Source organism: Evansella vedderi (assembly GCF_030813435.1).
Taxonomy (GTDB): domain Bacteria; phylum Bacillota; class Bacilli; order Bacillales; family Salisediminibacteriaceae; genus Evansella; species Evansella vedderi.
The window spans coordinates 90,631-111,917 of the sequence record NZ_JAUSUG010000021.1; the positions used below are offsets into that span (position 1 = coordinate 90,631).

At 40.1% G+C, this 21,287-nt stretch carries 19 protein-coding genes and 3 riboswitches; of the genes, 4 read left to right on the forward strand and 15 right to left on the reverse strand.

The annotated features are described in order from the left end of the window. Nucleotides 1-4: 4 nt before the first annotated feature. The 5 genes from J2S74_RS21620 to J2S74_RS21640 all read right to left on the reverse strand — a co-directional run bounded on the left by J2S74_RS21620 (nucleotide 5) and on the right by J2S74_RS21640 (nucleotide 1,995). Complete coding sequence (locus J2S74_RS21620; protein ID WP_307329977.1) at nucleotides 5-418, reverse strand: TadE/TadG family type IV pilus assembly protein; 414 nt, start codon at nucleotides 416-418, stop codon at nucleotides 5-7. Beyond that, nucleotides 415-939: an A24 family peptidase gene (locus J2S74_RS21625; RefSeq protein WP_307329980.1), complete on the reverse strand. Its 525-nt coding sequence runs from the start codon at nucleotides 937-939 to the stop codon at nucleotides 415-417. The genes J2S74_RS21620 and J2S74_RS21625 overlap by 4 nt, the downstream gene beginning before the upstream one ends. 229 nt (nucleotides 940-1,168) lie before the next feature. After that, nucleotides 1,169-1,399: a Flp family type IVb pilin gene (locus J2S74_RS21630; protein WP_307329983.1), complete on the reverse strand. Its 231-nt coding sequence runs from the start codon at nucleotides 1,397-1,399 to the stop codon at nucleotides 1,169-1,171. 22 nt (nucleotides 1,400-1,421) lie between these two features. Continuing rightward, complete coding sequence (locus J2S74_RS21635) at nucleotides 1,422-1,625, reverse strand: Flp family type IVb pilin (protein ID WP_307329986.1); 204 nt, start codon at nucleotides 1,623-1,625, stop codon at nucleotides 1,422-1,424. A gap of 28 nt (nucleotides 1,626-1,653) precedes the next feature. Next, a complete protein-coding gene (locus J2S74_RS21640; RefSeq protein WP_307329989.1) occupies nucleotides 1,654-1,995 on the reverse strand; it encodes a DUF192 domain-containing protein in 342 nt (113 codons plus the stop codon). Nucleotides 1,996-2,152: 157 nt separating this feature from the next. Continuing rightward, a riboswitch (cyclic di-GMP riboswitch) is annotated at nucleotides 2,153-2,239 on the reverse strand. 546 nt (nucleotides 2,240-2,785) lie between these two features. Between J2S74_RS21640 and J2S74_RS21645 the strand changes: the two genes are divergently transcribed. Continuing rightward, complete coding sequence (locus J2S74_RS21645; protein WP_307329992.1) at nucleotides 2,786-4,111, forward strand: DUF2254 domain-containing protein; 1,326 nt, start codon at nucleotides 2,786-2,788, stop codon at nucleotides 4,109-4,111. A gap of 283 nt (nucleotides 4,112-4,394) precedes the next feature. Here the strand turns inward: J2S74_RS21645 and J2S74_RS21650 are convergent, their stop codons facing one another. The 10 genes from J2S74_RS21650 to pgaC all read right to left on the reverse strand — a co-directional run bounded on the left by J2S74_RS21650 (nucleotide 4,395) and on the right by pgaC (nucleotide 18,900). After that, a complete protein-coding gene (locus J2S74_RS21650; protein WP_307329995.1) occupies nucleotides 4,395-6,047 on the reverse strand; it encodes a 2-hydroxyglutaryl-CoA dehydratase in 1,653 nt (550 codons plus the stop codon). Between the two features lie 277 nt (nucleotides 6,048-6,324). Continuing rightward, complete coding sequence (locus J2S74_RS21655) at nucleotides 6,325-9,807, reverse strand: BadF/BadG/BcrA/BcrD ATPase family protein (RefSeq protein ID WP_307329997.1); 3,483 nt, start codon at nucleotides 9,805-9,807, stop codon at nucleotides 6,325-6,327. Nucleotides 9,808-10,034: 227 nt separating this feature from the next. Then, nucleotides 10,035-11,225 carry a class I SAM-dependent rRNA methyltransferase gene (locus J2S74_RS21660; RefSeq protein WP_307330034.1) on the reverse strand — a complete coding sequence of 397 codons (1,191 nt, stop codon included), beginning with the start codon at nucleotides 11,223-11,225 and terminating at the stop codon, nucleotides 10,035-10,037. A 79-nt stretch (nucleotides 11,226-11,304) separates the two neighbouring features. Further along, nucleotides 11,305-12,177, reverse strand: coding sequence for a glycerophosphodiester phosphodiesterase (locus tag J2S74_RS21665; protein WP_307330000.1), 873 nt, complete (start codon nucleotides 12,175-12,177; stop codon nucleotides 11,305-11,307). A 123-nt stretch (nucleotides 12,178-12,300) separates the two neighbouring features. Then, nucleotides 12,301-13,179: an N-carbamoylputrescine amidase gene (gene aguB / locus J2S74_RS21670; protein WP_307330003.1), complete on the reverse strand. Its 879-nt coding sequence runs from the start codon at nucleotides 13,177-13,179 to the stop codon at nucleotides 12,301-12,303. A 46-nt stretch (nucleotides 13,180-13,225) separates the two neighbouring features. Beyond that, on the reverse strand, nucleotides 13,226-14,254 hold the full coding sequence (locus J2S74_RS21675; protein ID WP_307330006.1) for an agmatine deiminase family protein: 1,029 nt from the start codon (nucleotides 14,252-14,254) through the stop codon (nucleotides 13,226-13,228). 319 nt (nucleotides 14,255-14,573) lie between these two features. After that, entirely contained in the window at nucleotides 14,574-15,020 is a 447-nt protein-coding gene (locus tag J2S74_RS21680; RefSeq protein WP_307330009.1) for a PNPOx family protein, read from the reverse strand. Between the two features lie 277 nt (nucleotides 15,021-15,297). Then, nucleotides 15,298-16,398, reverse strand: a complete 1,101-nt coding sequence (gene sfnG / locus J2S74_RS21685) for a dimethylsulfone monooxygenase SfnG (protein WP_307330013.1) — start codon at nucleotides 16,396-16,398, stop codon at nucleotides 15,298-15,300. A 393-nt stretch (nucleotides 16,399-16,791) separates the two neighbouring features. Next, nucleotides 16,792-16,897: riboswitch (SAM riboswitch) on the reverse strand. Between the two features lie 372 nt (nucleotides 16,898-17,269). Beyond that, nucleotides 17,270-17,674, reverse strand: coding sequence for a poly-beta-1,6-N-acetyl-D-glucosamine biosynthesis protein PgaD (gene pgaD, locus J2S74_RS21690; protein ID WP_307330016.1), 405 nt, complete (start codon nucleotides 17,672-17,674; stop codon nucleotides 17,270-17,272). Beyond that, nucleotides 17,671-18,900 carry a poly-beta-1,6-N-acetyl-D-glucosamine synthase gene (pgaC, locus tag J2S74_RS21695; RefSeq protein ID WP_307330019.1) on the reverse strand — a complete coding sequence of 410 codons (1,230 nt, stop codon included), beginning with the start codon at nucleotides 18,898-18,900 and terminating at the stop codon, nucleotides 17,671-17,673. The genes pgaD and pgaC overlap by 4 nt, the downstream gene beginning before the upstream one ends. A 260-nt stretch (nucleotides 18,901-19,160) precedes the next feature. On the opposite strand from pgaC, the gene rnz reads away from it, so the two are divergent. The 3 genes from rnz to J2S74_RS21710 all read left to right on the forward strand — a co-directional run bounded on the left by rnz (nucleotide 19,161) and on the right by J2S74_RS21710 (nucleotide 21,186). After that, the gene (rnz, locus tag J2S74_RS21700; protein WP_307330021.1) at nucleotides 19,161-20,078 is read left to right on the forward strand and encodes a ribonuclease Z; all 918 of its coding nucleotides are present in this window, start codon (nucleotides 19,161-19,163) and stop codon (nucleotides 20,076-20,078) included. A gap of 206 nt (nucleotides 20,079-20,284) precedes the next feature. After that, nucleotides 20,285-20,368: riboswitch (cyclic di-GMP riboswitch) on the forward strand. 44 nt (nucleotides 20,369-20,412) lie between these two features. Further along, nucleotides 20,413-20,997 carry a hypothetical protein gene (locus tag J2S74_RS21705; RefSeq protein WP_307330023.1) on the forward strand — a complete coding sequence of 195 codons (585 nt, stop codon included), beginning with the start codon at nucleotides 20,413-20,415 and terminating at the stop codon, nucleotides 20,995-20,997. After that, nucleotides 20,998-21,186, forward strand: coding sequence for a hypothetical protein (locus tag J2S74_RS21710; protein WP_307330025.1), 189 nt, complete (start codon nucleotides 20,998-21,000; stop codon nucleotides 21,184-21,186). Nucleotides 21,187-21,287 lie beyond the last annotated feature (101 nt).

Here is a 21,287-nt window from a genome sequence, read left to right on the forward strand (position 1 = left end):
TTCCTCATTCTATTCTAATCGTTGAGTCTGAAGTTAATAGAATTGGATCTTGGAAAATACTATTAAAGAAAGGAACTAGAGTTTTGACAGGGTATTGTAATTTAACATTTACATAATCACCAGACTTAAGTGAGTCAGGTGAACAAACTTTATTTTCCCCATTCACCTTAAATGTGCATATTTCCACTATTAAATCTATGGAGTTACCAGATTTGAAGTTTCTTTCGGCAAAATCAGTGATTTCATTATTACTTCTCCCAAATGCCCCCAGTCTAACTGTTTCTTGTGTAGTAAAATGAAGTTCCGAATATGTATAGAGGATTCTGCCTATATCAAAGATTCCAACAACAAGAAGTATTAAAAGGGGGATAACTAGTGCCATCTCCACCAATGATTGTCCTTTTTCATCACGAATCATAACAGTACAACTCCATTCCATAAGAAAGCCATAAAGGCTCCGCCTGCTATTGCCACTGCATATGGATAAGTTTTCTTAAGGGTATTGTTATCTAAACCTAGTGAAGGTTTAATACCAGTTTTCAGCCTTAGGGTAATTAAGGAAAATAAGAAGGTTCGAATCCGGTATAGAAAACCTTTTCTAAATAAAAGGATGCATAAGCCAATGCCCCCTCCAATAATTGCCATATATACTGCCGTTATTAAAACAAAGGAGACTCCTTTTATTGCTCCAACTAATGCCAGTAGTTTTACATCGCCAGCGCCCATTCCTCCCATTAAATATGGAATAATTAGTATTCCTAATCCCACAAAAAAACCTACTACACTGCTCCCTAACCCAGCCAAGCCAAATTCCACAGTATTCAATAGGAGGGCTAAAAGTAATGCTGGAAATATTACTTTATTATAGATTTTCCTGCTTTTAAGATCTGTTACTATACAAATAATTAAGACGGTAATTAATAATAGATTAAGAAACAATTTCATTACCCTCCTATCGTAGTTTCTTGAAAAAAGGCTGGGACAAAAGTATTTTTACTAATAAGAAATCCGAACAAACTAGATGTAGGTGCAATCTACCCGCTTCGAAAATATACTTCCCTAAGCTTGTGCATTGTTCGTATTTCCAATTAAACACTTTAGTTTTGTCCTAGCCTTTTCGTTCTAAATAGTGAACTTTTGTCGAAAAAGTATCAATTAACTTGTGAGTTTACATAGGTGTAACGATTTGAGTTGAATTTCCTTCATCCCCTAATAGCACTTCCTCTGCATTGGACCTATCATAGCTGCTCAACACGTCTAAATACATCTGTTCAATATGGCCACCAAGAGATGTTAAGAGGGCTACAATTGGAACCATTAAAACACCTAAAACAATGGCATACTCTGTCATACCTTGTCCGTGTTCTTCTACGACTAGTCTCTTTAGTTTGCTTGACATAATTAACACACCCTTTTATAAATTATTCGGTGGTGTTGTTTGAAGTTGGTACATCATGTCTTCCTTTAAGTTCTCCAAGTACTTCATTGTACATTGCCGTAATTTCTTCCCTAAACAAAGCAAGAATTCCAACAATCCCTACAGCTAAAATCCCTAACACCAACGCGTATTCCGTCATCCCTTGTCCTTCTTCTTCTATTACTAATTCTTTGAATTTGTTTAACATGTCAATCTCTCCTTTAGTTTTTTAAGATTTAAATAAATTTTAATGATTGCCCTACTTTAGTTTCCGTTTCCTTAACTTTGCCGGCGGGTAGCTCAATAACGGATGCTGCCTTTCTGTAATGCCTTCCTACTTTCCCAGGTGCCATTGCCTCATCAATTGCCACTATCGTGTCGCTTTTGTCTATGTATAAGATGTCTAGGCAATAGTTCATAAAGAAAGTATGAACGGACTGGCAGGGTTTGATGTGTAAGCCGGCGTCCCTGTGAAGCATTTTCGTAAACATTAACCCTTTTAATCTCTTAAAAAAGGTATTAGCCTCGTTCACATTAGAAGCAATCACTTTCCCATTACTAAGGTTAACTAACTTCAACGATTCACCTCCGATTCAACAAAATAACCCCGCCTTTACCGAAAGGAGGGGTTGTAGCTGCAATTAAACAAATAGGGCTGGAAGTTATCAGCGAAGCAATACTACCTCTCACCTGGAGAAAACTTCCATTTTCATTTGGTTAATTACTCCTTTATCCTTCGGTAACTGGCTGGCATTGTGCTTTAGCACAGAAGCCCCTTTAGCTTTGCGTCACTGGTTTTCACCAGGTTTGCCTTTATCGAGATTAGTTACGTTGTTTTCCGACTGATCTCTTGACCAAATGATAAAACAGTCCTTAAAATTCCAAAATCCAACAGAATGCTTAATTATTTTGCAGGTTTGTAAAGTTATTTTGTGAATTTTCTTACTTTTTGCAACAAAATACTAATTTTTAGCGCTCCTATAGTCCTACCTCCCCCTTTTCGTTCCCTACCAACAGGAAAATTTATGTAATTTATATGGTCATATTTACCTCAAAACAGATATTTCAAGTTATTTATACAAAATGACGATTCGACAAATTTCACATGAAAATTAACCCTAATTTTTACCTATTGACTTGATTTATTCACATGAAGAGAGTTCCCTCTGTTCAATTTTAAAAAGGGTCTCTAGTATGAACGATACACGTTATTATTCCATTTCTAGTCATTTAGTCATCCTTTGCTAATAGACTCCCCGGGACCCTTCGCCCTCTTCAATATTCTAAAGTATGTCGAATTAATAAAATGAATAAACCGTTGTATCGCTTGTCCACAATAAGAGTATGTCGATAATAGGGGGGGTTTAAATGTGGGCTTCAAAGGTACTATTTACGATTCGATCTAGCTTTTGGTATATTCCATCTAAATACGGGGTATTGGCAGCTCTGTTTGCGTACATCAGTATTTACATTGATTCCTATTTAATGAGCCTAGAAATTATTTATCGAATTACCCCATCTATATTTTTTGCGGATATTGATTTAACAAGGACAATACTTTCTTCCATCTCTGCTTCCCTATTAACCATGACAACAATCACTTTCTCTACAATTCTGGTGGTCCTTACTACCTTTCTGTCAGAATACTCTCCCAGGACACTGCAGAATTTCATAACGGATGTTAGTACACAGCGAGTCATGGGTGTGTTTGTTGGGGGCTTTGTTTACTCGATTCTTTTGTTGTTGTTCTTGCGGGAAACGGAAATGACCACAAGGTTTATCGTTCCATCCTTTGCCGTTCTCTTTTCTATCATTTGCTTACTGGTATTTATCTTTTTTATCCATCATGTATCCCGCTGGATGCAGGTTAGTAACTTAATCCATAACATTACTATGAATCTTATGGAAAAAATTGATAGGGACTACGAAAACGTGGAGGATGTTCACGGTGATGCTCCTTGGGAAGATTGGGAGAGCGAAGAAATTAAACTGATGGAGCCCCGGCAAATTTTTTTCAACCAGACGGGTTATATCAAGTTTATTGACATGGATGGGCTCCTGCAACAAGCCACCGAGGATGATTGTATTGTCCAAGTGGAAAAAAATATTAGTGATTATGTGGATGAGAATACGACTGTCTTATCCATTTGGTCATTGAGTGGAAGCAAAGAGTTGGGAGATTATGAAAAGTATATATCGATCGGCAGGGAAAATGCCCCTGTTGACAGCCTGCAGTTTGGGTTAACAAAAATTGTAGAGGTAGCATTAAGGGCCCTCTCTCCAGGAATAAATGACCCTAACACCGCAATCAATTGTATTGATAATTTAGGAAAGATATTGGCTAGATTAGGGGGAAAATACCTACCCCGCTCCTACCATAATGATAAGCATCGAAATCTACGCCTCATTTTGATGAAGCCTGACTTCGAGGATTATTTATACAAATGCTTCTACCAAATCAGGCAAAGTGGCTTCCATGATATATCCGTATTAGCATCCGGGATAAAGGCACTAACGTTAATTGCTCGGAAAAACTCGAAGGAAGTGAAAGATGTTGTCTGGGAATTTACGGAGTATGTGTTGGAGGGGATAAAAGTAGATGAGATATTAACATTGGATCGAAAGTATTTGAATAAAAAGTTCCAAGAATTAGCAGAAGCAACCGGGCGGGGAAAGTTGTTTAAGGGATTATAAATCGGAAGAAGGCTATATGGTGCTTTTTTATGATGACCTTTCGCTTTCCCTTCTCGGTTAAAAGGGCCTCATGACGCTTTCATAGTGACCTTTTACTCTTCCTTCCCCCTCAAATAGACTCCATAACGCTTCCATAGTAACCTTTTCTTCTTCCTTCCCAGCTTTTCGGGCCCCATTAGATTTTTATAGCGTCTTTCCCTCTTTTTTTAAGTTTAAATATAAAAAGGAAAGGGTCACTTCTAAAAGTGACCCTAAGGTAAATAACCACTGTGAAAATCTTCTATTAAGAACCGCTATTTACATCCTGCACTGCTGGTTTGTTTCTGCCAAACCCAAAGTTCCCTAATGCTTTATTATATCCATAGACCATATTAGCTGCGGAGCATGCAACGAAATGGCGAGTTGTTTTCAGTGGATCAGAAAAATGCCTTGTAACATCACCACTGTTAGTTTTTAATCCATCTGCAGTTACTCCACGAGCAGCCAATGCTTCTTCAAACTCTTTCTGGGCCGCTTGCTTTGCCTTAAACAACATCATTTGAATACGGCTGTATACATTCACTGCTCCATCACCTGTTGTTTCAATCGGCAGGAAAATAGCCTCCGGGTACCGCTCTGTAATAAGTGATTGAACCCCATCGGAGACCCCCGAAGAAGGCATGCAACCAAAAGGTTTGACGGAAACGGTCATATTTACCTTCTTCTTCTTCACATTTAAAATAAGCTTTCCAACCTCCATGTGGCCTTCACCACCTCGTAGGTGGTTGTTGTAATGCTCCTGTGCAACCTTGGCAATTTCATGCATATTTGGGAGATGGTAATCCCTTAATCCAATAGCCTTTGCATAAGTTTGGAACATCACCCTCACCACACTATCCGCCACCTTTAACATGGCAAGACGTTTTTGTGGATGCTTCCCTTCTAAACCATGGCGGCCGCCATCATTTTTTCGCAAATCCATTCGTCTTCTCGTGTCATATAAGCCTTCCCAGATTAAAAACAAGATCCACGCAGTGACAGATTGTACCTCTACCTCTGCCCCTTCTTCCTCGAGAAACTTCTGAAGCTGATAGTTCCCGTCTCCTTCCGTTGTCATTGCCCAAAATTCGCCAATGATACTCACTTTCGGCTTCACAACTGTCCGGTCAACTTTAACAGCCTGCAGCTCCTTACGGCAGCGACGTAAAACTGGCAGGAGCCATTTCCTTCCTCGTAAAGCTTCATACAATATTGTTTTGCAGCGGTCAAGAGCCTTATCTGTAGACCCTTCCACTACTTCATAAGGGCGAATACGATAGCCAATAGCATTCAAAATATCTCCGATTAACACTGTTTTAAGGAAAGTAATGAAAAAAGAGCTGTCTAGTTTCAATGCGGACTCTTCGCCCGTAGCTTGCTTCAAGCCGCTTTGCTGTTGGAACAATAGTACACGGAAGCCATCAAAGCCAGCATCCCGTAGTGCCTTCCGATACTCCGTAACATAGGTACCAAAGCGGCATGGACCACAGGAACCGCTCGTAATGAACAAATAATTCTTTACGATTTCCTCCTTTGACTTCCCTTCCACATCCCTCAAGTGAGTCAAATGCTTAATCAGATTTCCAACGGTAAAGTACGTAGGATTACACTGCCCTCTATTTCCAAATTCTTTACCTAAACGGAGGGAATCCGTGTCTGGACAATCTAGGTGTGCTACATTGTAACCTAAGCCTTTCAGAGCCCCTTCCACTAAATAGTCGTGAGCCATCGTTAAGCCCCCGAATAAAATGGTTGTGGAGTCCTTGTCTCGCATCAAGAATTGCCTTGGTACGGGATCAAACCATTGGCTTTTTTCTTCGTTTAAACCTAGTTCTGCTTCCTTTCTCCGGATAAATCGATCCATTTCTTCTTCAAATATATTTTCTACATTTCCATCTGTTTTTTCACTGGATTTCATGTTATTACTCGCCTCCTATTTTTATCTAAAGGCTATTTTCAAAAGATTGTATTCGAATTCGTTACAGGCGGACGCTTTCCGCGGGCAATGCTTCAGCCTCCTCGGGAAAACCACCCTGCGATGTCTTCAGCTATTATCCTGTCTCTTCCTCTACGAGTATTGCTTCGTAGCACATCCGTCGAGACAACTCGTAGCAAACTCTAGATACCACGCTCGTCGCTGGAGTCGCCGCCTTCCACTCCTTCGATTAATAAACCAACAATCTATGCGAAAGAGCCTACCTAAAGGACGATGCTTCGTCTTCTTTGTATTGTTGTTCTGTCAGTTCTCGTCTTGTTTTTGCTAACATTTGTTTTTGCTTTTTATCTATAAGCTGCTGTAGCTGGCGTTTTTTCTCTGCTAGGTCTTGAAGTCGCTCTTCGTGAAGTCCTAAGCTGTGGGCATATGTCTTCACGCGGATCTTGATGGAACCGCTCGGCTTGTTGGCATCAATATCGTGGAGGGCCGAGTATGGTGTACCTGCCGTTGATATGACGGAGTCAATTAAGCCGTACGTTGGTGCATCATGTCCACATTTGAAGCTGGACAGGTCAAGGACCGCCACATTTGGATGCCTTGCAGCAAACTTAGCTGCCCAAACCTTCTGGACACTATTGGAGCTGAAGTTTTCCGGCCACACATCCGTTACTTCCAAGGCGTAATCTACTCGTCCTTCTTCAAGATCCTTTTGGAAAAATCGTCGTAACCACTCTTCGTCCTTTGGTATAGAACGCATAGAAAGGATCGGATAGCCAAGTACTTGGAATTCGTCTAGAACACTATGGTTCAGACCCGGATCAGAGTGATATGGACGACCAATCATCATGATCGCCAGGCGATTTTCTTCCTCCACCTGTTCTAGGATCATTTTTCCTTTCTCCTGCATTTCGTGCTCAAATTGCTCCAATGCCTTCCATGCTTCATTAGCGGCAAAGTCACTTTCGTCCTCTGTTATTTGTAAAAACTCTTGAAAGGCCTCAAATAATTGTTTTTGCAACATGTTCGGTTCCGTAAAGGTCACGGCAGGGTCCATGTACTTCACACCATTTGTTTCAAAAAAGTCCGTCTCTTTTGTAAAAGCAGCTTTAATGACCTCCGGTGCTCCCGCAACAATCGGACAACTTGCGGAATCCATTACATTTTGCAGCTGGGATGGAATATGGGTAATACAAGGGAACACAATGGCGTCCACAGGCTTTTTCTTATGCTTCTTAAAAAGGATGTTATGAATATGGGCTTGGGCTACCTTAGAAGGGTAGCATGGGTCAATGGAACCGTACTTCCCACCCTCTTGCCACATTTCTTCACTTGTATCATCACTGAAAACGATGTTCCTTTGGTCGATTCCCAGTGTTTCAAAGTAGGTTCGCCAAAAAGGTGCCGTGGACCAAATATTTAGAACCTTCGGGATGGCAATGCGAAGCTCTTTCCTCCTAGCTGCCGCTTCCTCACTAGATCGTTGGAAAGGACGCTCGTACGTTACCCTCTTTGTCCGTAGCCATCCAGTTTTTACCTTTACGTCTTGGACCATTTGATCCTGTTCAGGCATTGGGGCTGGATCATAAAAATGCTGGTACATCCTGCGAGCTTCGTACTCCACGAGGTTCGGGAAGCGCTTTTTCAAGCTATTCCGTTCTTTTGTTAATTGAACGAGGGCTTCTTTATCCTCCACAGTCCCCTTTTCACAGCTGAACCCTGAGATATATCGGGCTGTATCTCCCCTTGGCGTTTCTGTATCAATAAAGGTTCGGCTGCAATTGTTTGGACAGAAATGACATTTTGTCGATTCGTCATTTCGAGATTTGTATTGCATGCCAATAGCGGACTCTAACCCTAAGAAGGTGGAGTAACCACGGCGTTTGACGACACGGATCGTTTCCATTGCAGCCCCGATGGCACCTGCTTCACCAGTGTGGGGATGAATGTAAACTTCTGCATCTGGCACACGCTCCTTAATATAGTCCACTTGCGCTTTAACAGCAGCTAGGTTGTGCTGTGTTCCCCCTTGAAGGACGAACTTGCGGCCTAATTCTGCCATTCGTGGGATTTGCACCACATATTGCCAGATATTCTTTGGAAGAACCATCGCTAAACCGGCTAATAACTCTTCTTTGGCGTACCCTTCCTTCTGAAAATTGACCCGGTCCGAGTCTAGGAAAACGGCACAGCCGTATGAAAATTTCGGTGATAAGGAGGCTTGAAATGCTGTATCAGCATATTCCTGAACAGGAATACCAAACTGATCTGCCATTGCCTGAAGAAGCATCCCGTTTCCAGCAGAGCATTGATTGGATAATCGGAAATTTCGGATATCTCCATTTCTTAAGAATAGTACTTTAATGTCCTGTCCACCTATATCACAAATGACATCAATGTCCCCAAAGAAGTGAACGGCACTCATCATATGGGCTACCGTTTCCACTATGTTCACATCAGCATTTAATGTTTTTTCTAGCACATCTGCGGCGTAGCCAGTGGCTCCAAAGCCTTTAATTTCCAACGTAGCACCCGATTCATGAACACGGTCTTGAATTTTCCTCAAGAGCTCCTTCGTGTCTTGAATAGGGTTACCCTTCGATAATTGATATTCTTTGAGAAGGATGTTCCCTTCCATATCCACGAGGACTGCCTTTGATGAAGTGGAGCCCCCATCTAGTCCAATAACACCTTCTACCTTTTGGCCTGTTTCGAAGGTTGCTGATGTGAATCTAGGAATGCTATACTCCGCACGGAATTGATCCAACTCCTCTTGACTTTTTACGAGAGGTTTCCCTGCATTTTCACCTAGTTTTGCTTTTCTACCATAGGTGATAAATTTCTTTAAATCCTCGATACCTTTGTAAACTCCTATATGCGCCGGCTCGAACATCCCATACATGACGGCACCGTAAGCTGCGTAATACTGGGCATTGTCAGGTATAAAGATAAGCTCTTCTAACGGAACATCCTTTGGGTAATCATAGCCACGCTGTTCCCACGACTCTGGGATTCGCTTCCGCCAGCATTGCTGTAAGAATGGTAAGTATGTATTCGGCCCTCCAAGAAGCAGTACCTTATGTTTTAATGTGTTTCCCCGAGTTAAAACGGAAAGGTTTTGCATAACGATGGCGTCAGCCAATGAACACATAATTTCCTCTGAAGGGATGCTGCTTTTTACGAGATTAACGATATCCGTCTCTGCAAAAACACCACATTTTGCTGCCACATGGTGAAGCTTGGAATCGTCAAACTGCAGTTTGGCTACTTCGTTCTCCGGCAGACCAACCTTGATCATACATTTGTCGATAGTGGCTCCAGTCCCTGAAGCACACTTATCATTCATGGATGTAATAGCCTGCTTGTCTCCCGTTTCTTCGTTTTCTTTAAAAATAATGATTTTCGCGTCTTGTCCTCCAAGTTCAACAACACTTCCCACATCTGGGTGCAGCTCTTCCACGGACATCGTTACAGCATTAACCTCTTGAACGAACTTGGCTCCAATATGTTCAGCAATAACGGAACCACCAGACCCTGTGATAAAAACGCGGATGTTTTCCTTTTTCACATGGGAAAACTCGTTACCTATTCGAATAAGAAATTCCATGACCATTTCTGCCTGCTTCGTGTTGTGCCGCTGATAATCGGACCAAAGGATTTCCTTTGTATTTGGATCTACTACTGTAGCCTTCACTGTGGTAGATCCAACGTCAATTCCGATAATAAATGCATCCAAAGCTTTCATTTACCTGCCTCCTATAATTCCTTTAACGTAAAAAAGTATAATTCTAATATGTAGTTTAAGTTTGCAATATATACATAGTGAAAACTTATTTTTTACTTATTTGTTGGTTTTATTTGGAAATATATATTTATATCAGTTTGTCCCATCTACTCAAACACATGCAAAAATAGGAAAAATTATCCATAAAAAAGACCACCAAATTTTTCTTGGTGATCTCATAGGGGGGATTACCCAATTATTTTTTTTATAAATACAACCTTCAGGTAATTTCCTTCCTTGAATGCGGGAGTCGTTCTAAAATCCTTTGGGAGGGTGAATTCCTCCAAAATTTTGTACTTTCCGTTCATTTCCTTGAAAGCTGTTTCAATAAAACCTTTAAATTTTCCCATTCCAAAAGAGGCACTATTAGTGGAAGCTACAATGATACCGTCATCCTCTGTTATTACGATGGTCTCTTTCAATAGGTCCTTATAATCCTTTGCAGCACTGAATGTGTGTTTTTTTGATCGGGCGAAGCTTGGAGGGTCCAGGATGACCATATCAAATTTCAGCTGTTTTTTTGCAGCATATTTGAAATAGTTGAAAACATCCATGACTACAATATCCTGAGCTTCGTAATCCACACCGTTCACACTGAATTGCTCAATGGTTTTTGGTCGACTTCTGTTAGCAAGGTCGACACTGGTTGTTTTTTCTGCTCCCCCTAAGGCTGCAAACACAGAAAATGCACCGGTATAGGAAAACATATTTAACACCGTTTTGCCACTAGCATAGTTATCCCGAATGGTCTTCCTTATATCACGTTGATCAAGAAAAACTCCTACCATAGCTCCGTCATTTAAATAAACGGCAAACCTAACTCCATTCTCTTTCACGATAATTGGAAATTCTCCCCGTTCACCTGTGACAAAGTCGTCATCATCTATGTATTTTCCATTTATATTAAAGCGCTTTTTCTCGTATACACCTTTGACATCAGTCAAATTGGTTAAGGACTCTATCACAAAGGATTTGAATTGATAAATGCCCTCACTGTACCAGTTGATTAAATAATATCCATCAAAGTAATCGATGGTAAGCCCACCGATTCCGTCCCCTTCCCCGTTAAAAACTCGAAAGGCAGTCGTATCCGGATCTGAGAAAAAATCTATCCTTCCATCCAAAGCTACTTTTAATTTCCGTTGGAAGAAGGATTGATCAATCGACTCCCCTTCCTTCCAGCTTAACAGCCAGCCGTAGCCTTTATTTTGACGACCATAATAGCCTTGGGCGATAAAGTGATTTTTATCATCCACGAGGGTCACGAGTTGGCCTTCTTCCTGTAAATCCTGACAATTATAGATAGTATCTTTACTGATAAGGGGATAGCCCCCTTTATATTTTTTTACTTCCTTTGGTTTTACCTTTAAATAAATCATTCGCTTCGTCTGCCTCTCCCTTAAGGTTCTTCCCATATGGTACACGTTTTTCCTTTCCGTATCAAACTTAGGAAGAAGGTTATTTCAGTTCCATTAAGACTTCTTGAAGCCGATCTGGATAGTTGGTAACTATTCCATCCACTCCCAATTTAATGGCCTCCTTCATTTGTTTCGGGGAGTCGATACTATAGGTGTGGATGTATAATCCATGCTCTTTAACAACTTTCACAAAGCTTTTGCTTAATTTTTTCCCACTTATTCCGGTACCGACAGCATATGTAGCAATCTTCCTTAATTCAGCCTCACTTGCTCTTTTTTTCAATAAATGAAACAGGGGAAGGTTTGGATTTTCCTTGTAAATTTTTTGCAAGGTTTCTGGATGAAAGGATTGCACAACCAACTTATTGGACATACCGTTCCTTGCACCGAGATGGTGCTTCTCTATCAGCCTTAGAAGCTCTTCTTCTATACCAGGATTTTTTTGAGGAGATTTTATTTCAATGAGATAATTAATGTTTCTCCCGAATCGCTGAAAAATCTCTTCTAGAGTGGGAACTTCAAGCCCTATGAATTTCTCATTAGCCATTTCCGGGTATTTCTCGTTAAACCATGAACCTGCATCCAACTCCTTTAACTCCCTTAAGGTAGCATATCTAACTAGGCCCATACCGCTGGTAGTGCGGTTCAAGGTGGTGTCGTGCATGGCGACAATCGTTCCATCCTTTGTCATTTGAATATCTATTTCTAGGAAATCAGCACCCATTTCTACTGCCATTTCTAACGAGGGCATCGTGTGCTCTGGAGCGTAATAGGGTACTCCCCGGTGGGCGATATTATACACCTTGTATTTCGTTTCAGGCATTAGGGGGCCTTCTATCCCTTCAACAGGTGTGGACGTGGCTACAAAGATTAGTATAAGAAAAAATGCAACAAGTAAATTCCTTTTCCCCATTACTCATCACTCCTTGCCGTTGGTGTTAGAATGAAAAAAGCTTGAATTTCTATTATGAATTTTTTTCCTTTTTCTATACAAAAAGCACCTGCTTTTCATTGAAACAGATGCTTTGTTCACCAATTATTTAATTATTAAATCTCCGTCATAGGAGGCAATAATTTTGTATAAGTCTGGGCGGCGATCGCGGAAGATTCCCCACTCAATGCGCTGGCTCTCCAGCTCATCTAAATCAAATTCCTCCACGAGTACCGTTTCTTCTGTACGGTCCGCTTCTTGGAGCTTATTCCCTTGAGGTCCAGCAATAAAGGAGGATCCATAGAATGTAATGCTTGAATCTTCATCGTCTTCTGTACCCACTCGGTTTGATGCAATAACCGGGACTAAATTGGCAGCTGAATGCCCCAGCATCACCATTTGCCAATGATCCCTTGAATCGATGCTGACATCTTGCGGCTCTGAGCCAATGGCGGTTGGGAAAAACAGCATTTCTGCACCCATCAATACCAAACACCTTGCCGTTTCCGGATACCACTGATCCCAACAGATCCCTACACCAAATTTTCCGTAACGGGTGTTCCAGACCTTAAAGCCCGTATCCCCAGGGTTAAAGTAAAATTTCTCTTCATAGCCAGGGCCATCGGGGATATGGCTTTTACGATAGCTTCCTAACACTTGCCCGTCTGCATCAATAACTGCTAATGAGTTATAACGTGCATTATTTTTTTTCTCGTAAAAACTAATAGGAAGGACGACACGAAGTTCTTTGGCCACTTCCTTAAAATGATTTACGGCTTTGTTTTCTTCTAGTGTCCTAGCATAGTTATAGTACTCCGACTTTTCTTTTTGGCAAAAATAAGGGGTTTCAAAAAGCTCTTGAAGTAAAATAATGTTTGCCCCTTTGGATGCCGCTTCCCGCACAAGGGCTTCCCCTTTTCGGATGTTCTCGTCAATATCACAAGAGCAGCTCATTTGTGTTGCTGCCACCTTTACTTTTCTCATCGTATTCACCTCTTTTTTCAAATGAGGCTGCCTGCCTCTATAAACTTTATTTTGCCACCATTTGTTGTGTGGTGCAGTGGACGTTGCCGCCTTCTTTAATTACTGCCATTCCGTCAATTGTTTTAATGCGGCGATCTGGAAATGTCTCCTGGAGGACATTCTTCGCTAGCTTGTCTGTTTCCGTCGCTGTCCCCCCGAAAACAGGTAAGATAATCCCATCATTTACGAAATAAAAGTTCAAATAACTTAATGTAAGTCTTTTCCCTTCATGCTCCACCTTTGGCGGCTGGACAATCGATATGATTTCAAATTCACGGCCTTTCGCATCCGTGGCATTATTTAGAATCTCCAAGTTTTCCTTTGTTATTTGATAATTTTCATCTTCCGGATCGTCGCAAACCTGCATAACAATTTTGCCCGGCGCAGCAAAACACGCCACATTATCCACATGTCCGTCTGTCTCATCCCCTGCTAGTCCATTTTTAAGCCACACAATCTTCTCCACATTTAAGTAATCCTTTAAATACTGCTCAATTTCTTCTCTGCTTAGTTCAGGATTGCGGTTCGGGTTAAGGAGACACTCTTCTGTCGTAATAAGGGTCCCCTCTCCGTCCACATGGAAGGAACCACCCTCCATAATTAAAGGAGCATCAAAACGCTTGATCTTGTAGTGGTTGAGAACCTTTGGGGCAACCTCGTCATCTTTGTCCCAAGGAGCATATTTACCGCCCCAAGCATTAAACTTCCAGTTTACACCAGCCACTTCTCCATTGGGATTCTTTAGGAAGGTAGGCCCGTTATCCCGGAACCATGCATCATTATGCTCTATTGTTAAGAAGTCCACATTTTTCTCTTGCTGAAAAAACTCCTTTACCTGTGCTTCATCCTGGGGATTAACGATAATTGTTACCGGTTCAAATTCGGCTATTCCCCTAACCAATTCTATATACCCATCACGGACCTTTTCAAAATCATCAGGATATACCATGGAATCTTGAACAGGCCATGAAATAAACGTTCGCTCGTGCCTTTCCCATTCAGGAGGCATCTTATAATTTAAGTCTTTTGGATTCATTACCCATCTCTCTCTTTGCGAAAAAATTTAATGGTTACTATTCAACCTAAGGAACATCATATACCATTCCATTTCGTCCTACAATCCTTTATTTTTTCAGACAAGTATTGAGGGGACTATCCCTTTTAATTTCATAGTTAATGTTTGTTATGGTGGTACATTTATTCTGTAGTTATTCAAATGATGTAAAGCCTCTATCCAATGCACCGAATTCTCTTCTGCTCCTCTTTTCGTACACTACTCGACCCTCCACAACACTACAAAAAAAGAAAAACAAGACGGGGCCAGCATTCTTTGGCTCCCGTCTTGTTTTTTAACTTTAATCTTTTAATAGTTCATACACTTCGTCGTCTAGCTTCTTTGCTAGGTCAGCGTCGTATGTTTTTTCGTATGCCGGCTCTGTGGTTATTTTACCGCCATAGAAAATAACATCATCTACCGACTCCACATCCACTGTTACAATTCGGTATTTCATTGTTCCGTCTTTAATATCAGACACAGTACCTTTTCCTTTAACAGCGTAACAGCTGCCGGCACCAATTAATCCTAGGGTTACCGATGGTTCCGCTTGAATATTTTCCGCGCTTCTTGCCTTGTGTCCTAACGCAAACTTTACTTTTGTTCCATCGGAGGAAGCCTTAACCCAAGAAATTACGCCTAGATCCGCCTCTTTTGAGTCCTTATCAATGGTTACAAGGGATACTAATACTTCTCCGTTTAATAATTCAACTAACTCAGGAGTTAATTTATCCATTCCTTTTCCCATGAGATACCTCTCCTTTCCAGTGATCATTCCCACATTTAACATTCAGCTTTTGGAAAAACTTTCATTAAGTATTATAACAAAGTTGCTTTTTTAAGCTCCAGTCATAGGGCTTCCAACTCTATAATCAAATCTACAATTCAAAGTATCTCCATCTATAATTTACTCAATGAACACGTTTGTATCCCTGTTTCCTACGAAAACTATGTTTCCATACATTGTTTATTTTCATATCGTGGTGTCTATAAAAACATGGGAGTTTGGATAGAAAATAACTTCATTATTTTGTTGTCGCCGTTAATTTCCTATTTTCAAGTGCTGCTTCCTTTTCTTTAACAAGGGGAATAACCTCTTCTCCAAAGCGCTGCAAATCCTCTTCATAATGGAAGTGACCTGTTAACACGAGTTCTACTCCTATTTTCTTCAATTCAATAATTCTATCAGCGACCTGTTCTGCTGTTCCAATCAAGCCTGTTTTAAACCCATCATTATATTGTACAAGGTCTTCGAAGGTAGAGTTTGCCCACATTCCTTCTTTTTCTTTCGAGGATTGCCCTGCGTCTTTTACTGCCTCTCGAAAACCCTTTACTGCTTCCGTATCTGCATTGGAAACGATATCCCTTAATAGCTGTACAGCTTCCTCTTCCGTATCACGGATAATAGCAAACCCGTTAACAGCAAATTTAATTTCCTCTTCACGGCCTTCCTTTTTCGCTAATTCCTTTACATCTTCAATTTGTTCTTTAAAGCCTTCCAACGTATTTCCATTCATGAAATACCAGTCGGAAACCCTTGCAGCCATTTCACGGGCTGCTTTGGAGTTACCCCCTTGAAAAATCGGTGGTCTTCCATTTACTGGTTTCGGCTTTAATGGTGCCTCGTTGATACGATAGAAATCCCCTTTGAACGTAGTTGTTTCTTCTGTCCACATAGACTTCAAAACGCGGATAAACTCTTCCGAACGGCGATATCTTTCATCATGCTCTAGCCAAGGCTCTCCATAACCGATGAATTCTTGTTTAAACCAACCGCTAACAACGTTTAACGCAGCACGGCCATTACTAATATTATCTAATGTTGCTATCATCTTGGCGTAAACTCCTGGATGCCATAGTCCTGGATGAACCGCAGAAATTAAATTAAGTTTCTTAGTTACACTAGCTAACGCTGCTCCAAGGGTGATAGCTTCTAATTGATTCTCTGCACCATAGCTTGCAAAAAATCTTGTTTGTAATAAAGCATAGTCATAGCCTACCTCTTCTGCAATTTGCGCATAGCGTTTATTAGACTCATAGTCCCAGCCTGTTCTCTGTGGTAGCTTAGATACCACTAAACCTCCACTGACATTTGGTACCCAGTATGCAAATTTCAAATTTCCCATTATAATCGTCCTCCCTAATTGTTTTAGAATGGACGAATGACCTATGCTATAATAATTTTAACTAGGCTCATTCGTCATGTCCTGACTGATGGTTTAGTTACCTCAAGAAAAAAGATGTTGCCGCATCTTTTTTCTTTTTTTATTAAAGCTATTTTTTAAAAGATTATTGCTGTTGGTTAAGATTATAGCTCGAACTCGTTACAGGTGTAATGTCAGAGTCTTGGTTCCGCGCGGGCAACGCTTCAGCTTACTCGTGAAGTAAACACTCGTCGCTGGAGTCGCCGCCTTTCTCCTATAAAACAATACTTGGCTTCACCTCCTTAAACATAAAAAACCCCCATCCTCAGAATGAGAAAAGGGGTTGGCTACATACATAAACATATGCTCAACATTATCTCATCTTTGGAATAGTAAATACTCCTCTGAAATTGGCACCGGGCATGGAATGCTGGTTGCCGAGGCTTCACAGGGTCAGTCCCTCCACCTCTCTTGATAAGACTTGCTATTAATTTTTTTAATTATTTAAAATAATGAGTTTAGAATTAGTTTAACATATAGAGCACAGACGTCAACATATTTTTCCAACATTTCCACTATGAATACTGTAGTATTGCCCTAATTACAATTATTTTAACTATTTACTATGTAATTGCGACCTAGTTGTTTTGCTTGGTAGAATAGCTTTCTGCCTTTTCTACTAGCTGATTTGATTATCACTGTATTTTTTACAAGTCCCAAAGCTCATGATTAAGGAAAAGCTTGTTCCCTTGCTTTTAAAACTCTCTTGAGAAATGACTTCTTTTATTTTTTGTAAAAAGAGGTGCCTCTATCCTTTAGACAGCCTCTTTAAGAATTTTGTGAAAAAGCCAGTTTAAATCAATGGCCTTTGAATAACTATAATTTTATCTTTCTGATACTCTTCCAGTTCTTCTGCACTAATTTGAAATAATTCTTCTAACTCTTTATTATCCACATCTTTAGGGAAACTTCTTCTTCTTAAGATCCCAAAACGCTTTTTATTATATTTTGCCCAGGTATATAAAAATAGGAAAGTAACGATGGATGTTACTAGTGTTACAATAATAATGGAGATGGTTCCTTGAATATTTGGTACAAAAATTAAGAAATTCATTAAATAGGCTAGATTAAAGTACCAGGCTATTAAAGAAATAATAATTTGAAAGGTCATTATAAGTACATAGGTCCAGCCCATGAAGGTAATACTGCCTTCAATGGCTTTTCTATGAGGTTTATTCGCTCTCCCATCAATTATCATAGTGGTAACCCCCTATCTGGGCTTTCCCAAACTGCATATTTTCCTTTTTTCCTTTTAAGGGCCTTTGGAATGGCGCGAACTAAAACGAGTGCATTGAAATACCAGTAGAGAACAGGGTACCATATGGCCCAAAGGTAATATTTAACCAAATCTTTATCATATTTACGATCCATAATAATTGCGATGAAAAATTGTATTAAGCAAATAATGGTTAAATAAGAGCCTGCCCAAAAGATAGGAAGCAATAGCTCGCCGCCTGCAGCAATTGTGACCAAAAAGTACAAGATTAATATGGTCCAGCAAATGGACCACGTAACACTTAAGAGCTGCTCAAAGTAAACGGGAAACAACCGTCGCTGCCGCCAGTCCGTAAAGATGTTCCAATGGCGAAGTAAGATTTCAATGCCTCCCTGTGCCCAGCGTACTCTTTGAGTCCATAGTCCCTTTAACGTTTCAGGGACAAGCATCCAGCATAGAGCATTAGGCTCATACCGGACATCCCAAAATCGTTTTTGCAGCTTCCATGTGATTGCTATATCCTCCGTAATGGCATCCCTATCCCACAGACCACAATCTAAAACTGCACGTTTGCGAAAGGCAACGACAACTCCGGAAACGGTCATTACTTTACCTAGGATTCTTTGGGTACGCTTTATCATCCCAATAATGCTTGAATATTCGCACAGTTGGATGCGAGAAAGGAGTGTATTTCGATTTCTTACCCTTGGATTTCCCGTAACTGCCCCTACCCGTTCCCCAACATTTGGGTTTGTAAAGTGTGGGACAAAGTAGTTTAAAGCATTAGGGTCTAGTATGGAATCAGCATCGACACATACTAAATATTCACCTTTCGAAGCCATCAGCCCAAGATAAAGGGCATTTGCTTTCCCACTATTCTCCTTTAAATCCACTACGCGGAGCTTGTCCATTTCTTCCGCCAACTCACACAAAGCAGAAGCGGTTTTGTCACTACTTCCGTCATTTATGGCAATAACTTCGTAATGAGGATAATTTAAATTTTCTAGATGCGTTATTGTTTCTTTAATATTCTCTTCCTCGTTATAGCAAGGCACTAAAATAGAAACAAATGGAGTCTCCGTTACAGGAAGTGGCGGTTTCCTCTCAATTCTAAAATGGAAGATTAACGCGCCTCCTATCCAAATAACACACATAATAAGCGGGTACCAAAATACAAAATTAGCAATCCAGAAAAAAGCTTCAGCCATTATAAATCCCCGCCAATCTATCTATATTATAATTTAATAATTTGCATTTGCAGGAGAAAACTCCTACAAATCTAGTATTATATAACCACTATTCACCAGGTACGTCAATGGATATTTATTGACATTCTACCATTTTTGTGTTAGGTAAATGTTGGTAACCTTGTTTTTGGAAAAGTAATAAGGAAAAAGCAACTAGGAAAACAATAGTTTGGATAGGGTATAACTAAAACGAGGATGTATTTAGAAAGGAATGCTTTAGTGTGAAATTTACCTTTTTAGGGACCGGATCTGGAGTTCCAGCCAAGCATCGAAATGTTTCCTCCCTTGCCTTGCACTTAATGGATAAAAAGGGCGCTATTTGGCTCTTTGATTGTGGGGAAGGAACACAACAGCAAATATTACATACAAAAATTAAGCTTCGAAAAATAGAAAAAATTTTTATCACTCATTTACATGGAGACCATATTTTTGGTTTACCTGGCTTATTAGGGAGCAGATCCTTTCAAGGGGGCGAAACGCCTCTAAAACTATATGGGCCAAAGGGGATAAAGGAGTATATAGATATTTCTTTGCGGGTTAGCGGAACCTATTTAAGATACCCCTTAACAATCAAAGAATTTGAAGAGACCGGCCAACTCATTGAAGAGAAAGACTTTACAGTATGGACTGGAGTATTGGTTCATGGATTACCTTCTTTTGGATTTAGATTGGAACAAAGGGATTCCCCTGGTTCGTTGCTTATGGATAAGGTGAAGGAAGCAGACATTCCCATTGGACCTTTATTGCAGAAGCTTAAGGAAGGAGAAAAAGTTCAACTCCCCGATGGACGGTTTTTTTATGGGAAAAACTTTGTGGGGCCTCCTAAAAAAGGAAAGGTTATTGCTGTTCTAGGGGATACAAGGTTTACAGATGGAGCGGTCCAATTGGCATCAGGAGCGGATACACTTATCCATGAAGCCACCTTCTCCAGTGAGGACCATGTAATAGCCGAGGAATATTTTCACTCTACTACGGTACAAGCTGCGGAAGTGGCAAAGCTTGCTAGTGCAAAGCAATTAATTTTAAATCATATAAGCTCCAGGTATCAACAAGAAGATACTCACCAGCTTCTAGCTGAAGCAAGAGAGATTTTTCCTAATACATTTATAGCAGAGGACTTTTCCAGCTTCGATTGCTGATTTCAAAAATGGAAAAATTAATTGCACCACCATTTAGCCGATATTGATAAACTAATAGCCATGAAATTGGTGGATATTTTAGAGATGATTATAATTAAGCTTAGGAATTACTACATAACCGTGGCCACGGGTGGTAAAGACTACATTTTCGTCTTTAAAGTCATAACACATCTAGGAAATATGTAATATTTCAAATGTTGTAATTGTCACCCTAGGGAAGCCATGAAGTATAACCTTTATTTGGACACTTGGGTTATATGGAGCCAATAGTGTAACCGGCCCTCTTATTTAATTTTTTTTCAAGTAAAAATTTATTTAAGAGGAGAAATGGAAAATGAACAAATTATTTGCAGTCTTTTTTACGACAGTTATTCTTATGAGCATGGCTACTAGTGTTATGGCAAAACCCAACCCAGAGTTAACAGATGGCCGTAATGGTAATAGTGAAAAAAATGGTAGTTTTGATATTGTTGTTTCAGAAGGACCTTATTATGTTGGAGAAGAAATTATAGTAGGAATCGAGAATTTAGTTATCGATGGCCCTATTGATACATTAGTTATCAATGGAATTGAAGAAATAAAATTACCTACAACGATTGGAAAGCATACTGTAGAAGTAACAGCAACAACTTATTTTAAAAATGGAAAGAAAATTGGACAAATCCACACTCAAATTAGTGAGAGTATAACAATAACAGTAATAGAAAAGCCAGATTCTGTTTTACCAGTTGCGACAACCCTGTCATCAAGTTGGAACGGGGGGAATGAAAATAATACTGTACGAGTATATTACACAATTACAATAGATGGCCAAACTATTAACCATCATACAAACTTTAATCATAAAGATAGGGAAGCAGGTTTAAAGGAAGTTGAAAAAGACGGAAATCAATTTATAGTTCTTTACCTTGCTCCCTAATTGAACAAAAGCGCAATGCGCCTGCCTATCGAAGCGGCAACGCGCGCGTTGCCTATTCGAACGGAAAATGCTCTGATCGATAAAAAGCGCTTTTTTGCTTTTTATTCGGGCAGAAATTTTCTCGAGCAGATGGCGCATGAAGCTAGACGATTATTCAGCTACTGTTATCCACATTCAGAAAAAATATAATTTCCTCACTAGCGTTGCATAAAAGTCTAATAAAAAAGTCAATAACAAATATATGATATAACAGAATATTCCGATAATATTTTCTTGTAGAAAAAAGAAAA

What these genes read in the sequence shown, in the direction of transcription:
- aguB (WP_307330003.1), bottom strand. Translation starts at nt 13,179, where the DNA reads ATGAGAAAAGTAAAGGTGGCAGCAACACAAATGAGCTGCTCTTGTGAT.
- sfnG (WP_307330013.1), bottom strand. Translation starts at nt 16,398, where the DNA reads ATGGGAAATTTGAAATTTGCATACTGGGTACCAAATGTCAGTGGAGGT.
- J2S74_RS21665 (WP_307330000.1), bottom strand. Translation starts at nt 12,177, where the DNA reads ATGGGGAAAAGGAATTTACTTGTTGCATTTTTTCTTATACTAATCTTT.
- pgaC (WP_307330019.1), bottom strand. Translation starts at nt 18,900, where the DNA reads ATGGCTGAAGCTTTTTTCTGGATTGCTAATTTTGTATTTTGGTACCCG.
- J2S74_RS21655 (WP_307329997.1), bottom strand. Translation starts at nt 9,807, where the DNA reads ATGAAAGCTTTGGATGCATTTATTATCGGAATTGACGTTGGATCTACC.
- J2S74_RS21645 (WP_307329992.1), top strand. Translation starts at nt 2,786, where the DNA reads ATGTGGGCTTCAAAGGTACTATTTACGATTCGATCTAGCTTTTGGTAT.
- J2S74_RS21675 (WP_307330006.1), bottom strand. Translation starts at nt 14,254, where the DNA reads ATGAATCCAAAAGACTTAAATTATAAGATGCCTCCTGAATGGGAAAGG.
- J2S74_RS21635 (WP_307329986.1), bottom strand. Translation starts at nt 1,625, where the DNA reads ATGTTAAACAAATTCAAAGAATTAGTAATAGAAGAAGAAGGACAAGGG.
- J2S74_RS21630 (WP_307329983.1), bottom strand. Translation starts at nt 1,399, where the DNA reads ATGTCAAGCAAACTAAAGAGACTAGTCGTAGAAGAACACGGACAAGGT.
- J2S74_RS21650 (WP_307329995.1), bottom strand. Translation starts at nt 6,047, where the DNA reads ATGAAATCCAGTGAAAAAACAGATGGAAATGTAGAAAATATATTTGAA.
- pgaD (WP_307330016.1), bottom strand. Translation starts at nt 17,674, where the DNA reads ATGATAATTGATGGGAGAGCGAATAAACCTCATAGAAAAGCCATTGAA.
- J2S74_RS21660 (WP_307330034.1), bottom strand. Translation starts at nt 11,225, where the DNA reads ATGATTTATTTAAAGGTAAAACCAAAGGAAGTAAAAAAATATAAAGGG.
- J2S74_RS21620 (WP_307329977.1), bottom strand. Translation starts at nt 418, where the DNA reads ATGATTCGTGATGAAAAAGGACAATCATTGGTGGAGATGGCACTAGTT.
- J2S74_RS21680 (WP_307330009.1), bottom strand. Translation starts at nt 15,020, where the DNA reads ATGGGAAAAGGAATGGATAAATTAACTCCTGAGTTAGTTGAATTATTA.
- J2S74_RS21705 (WP_307330023.1), top strand. Translation starts at nt 20,413, where the DNA reads ATGAACAAATTATTTGCAGTCTTTTTTACGACAGTTATTCTTATGAGC.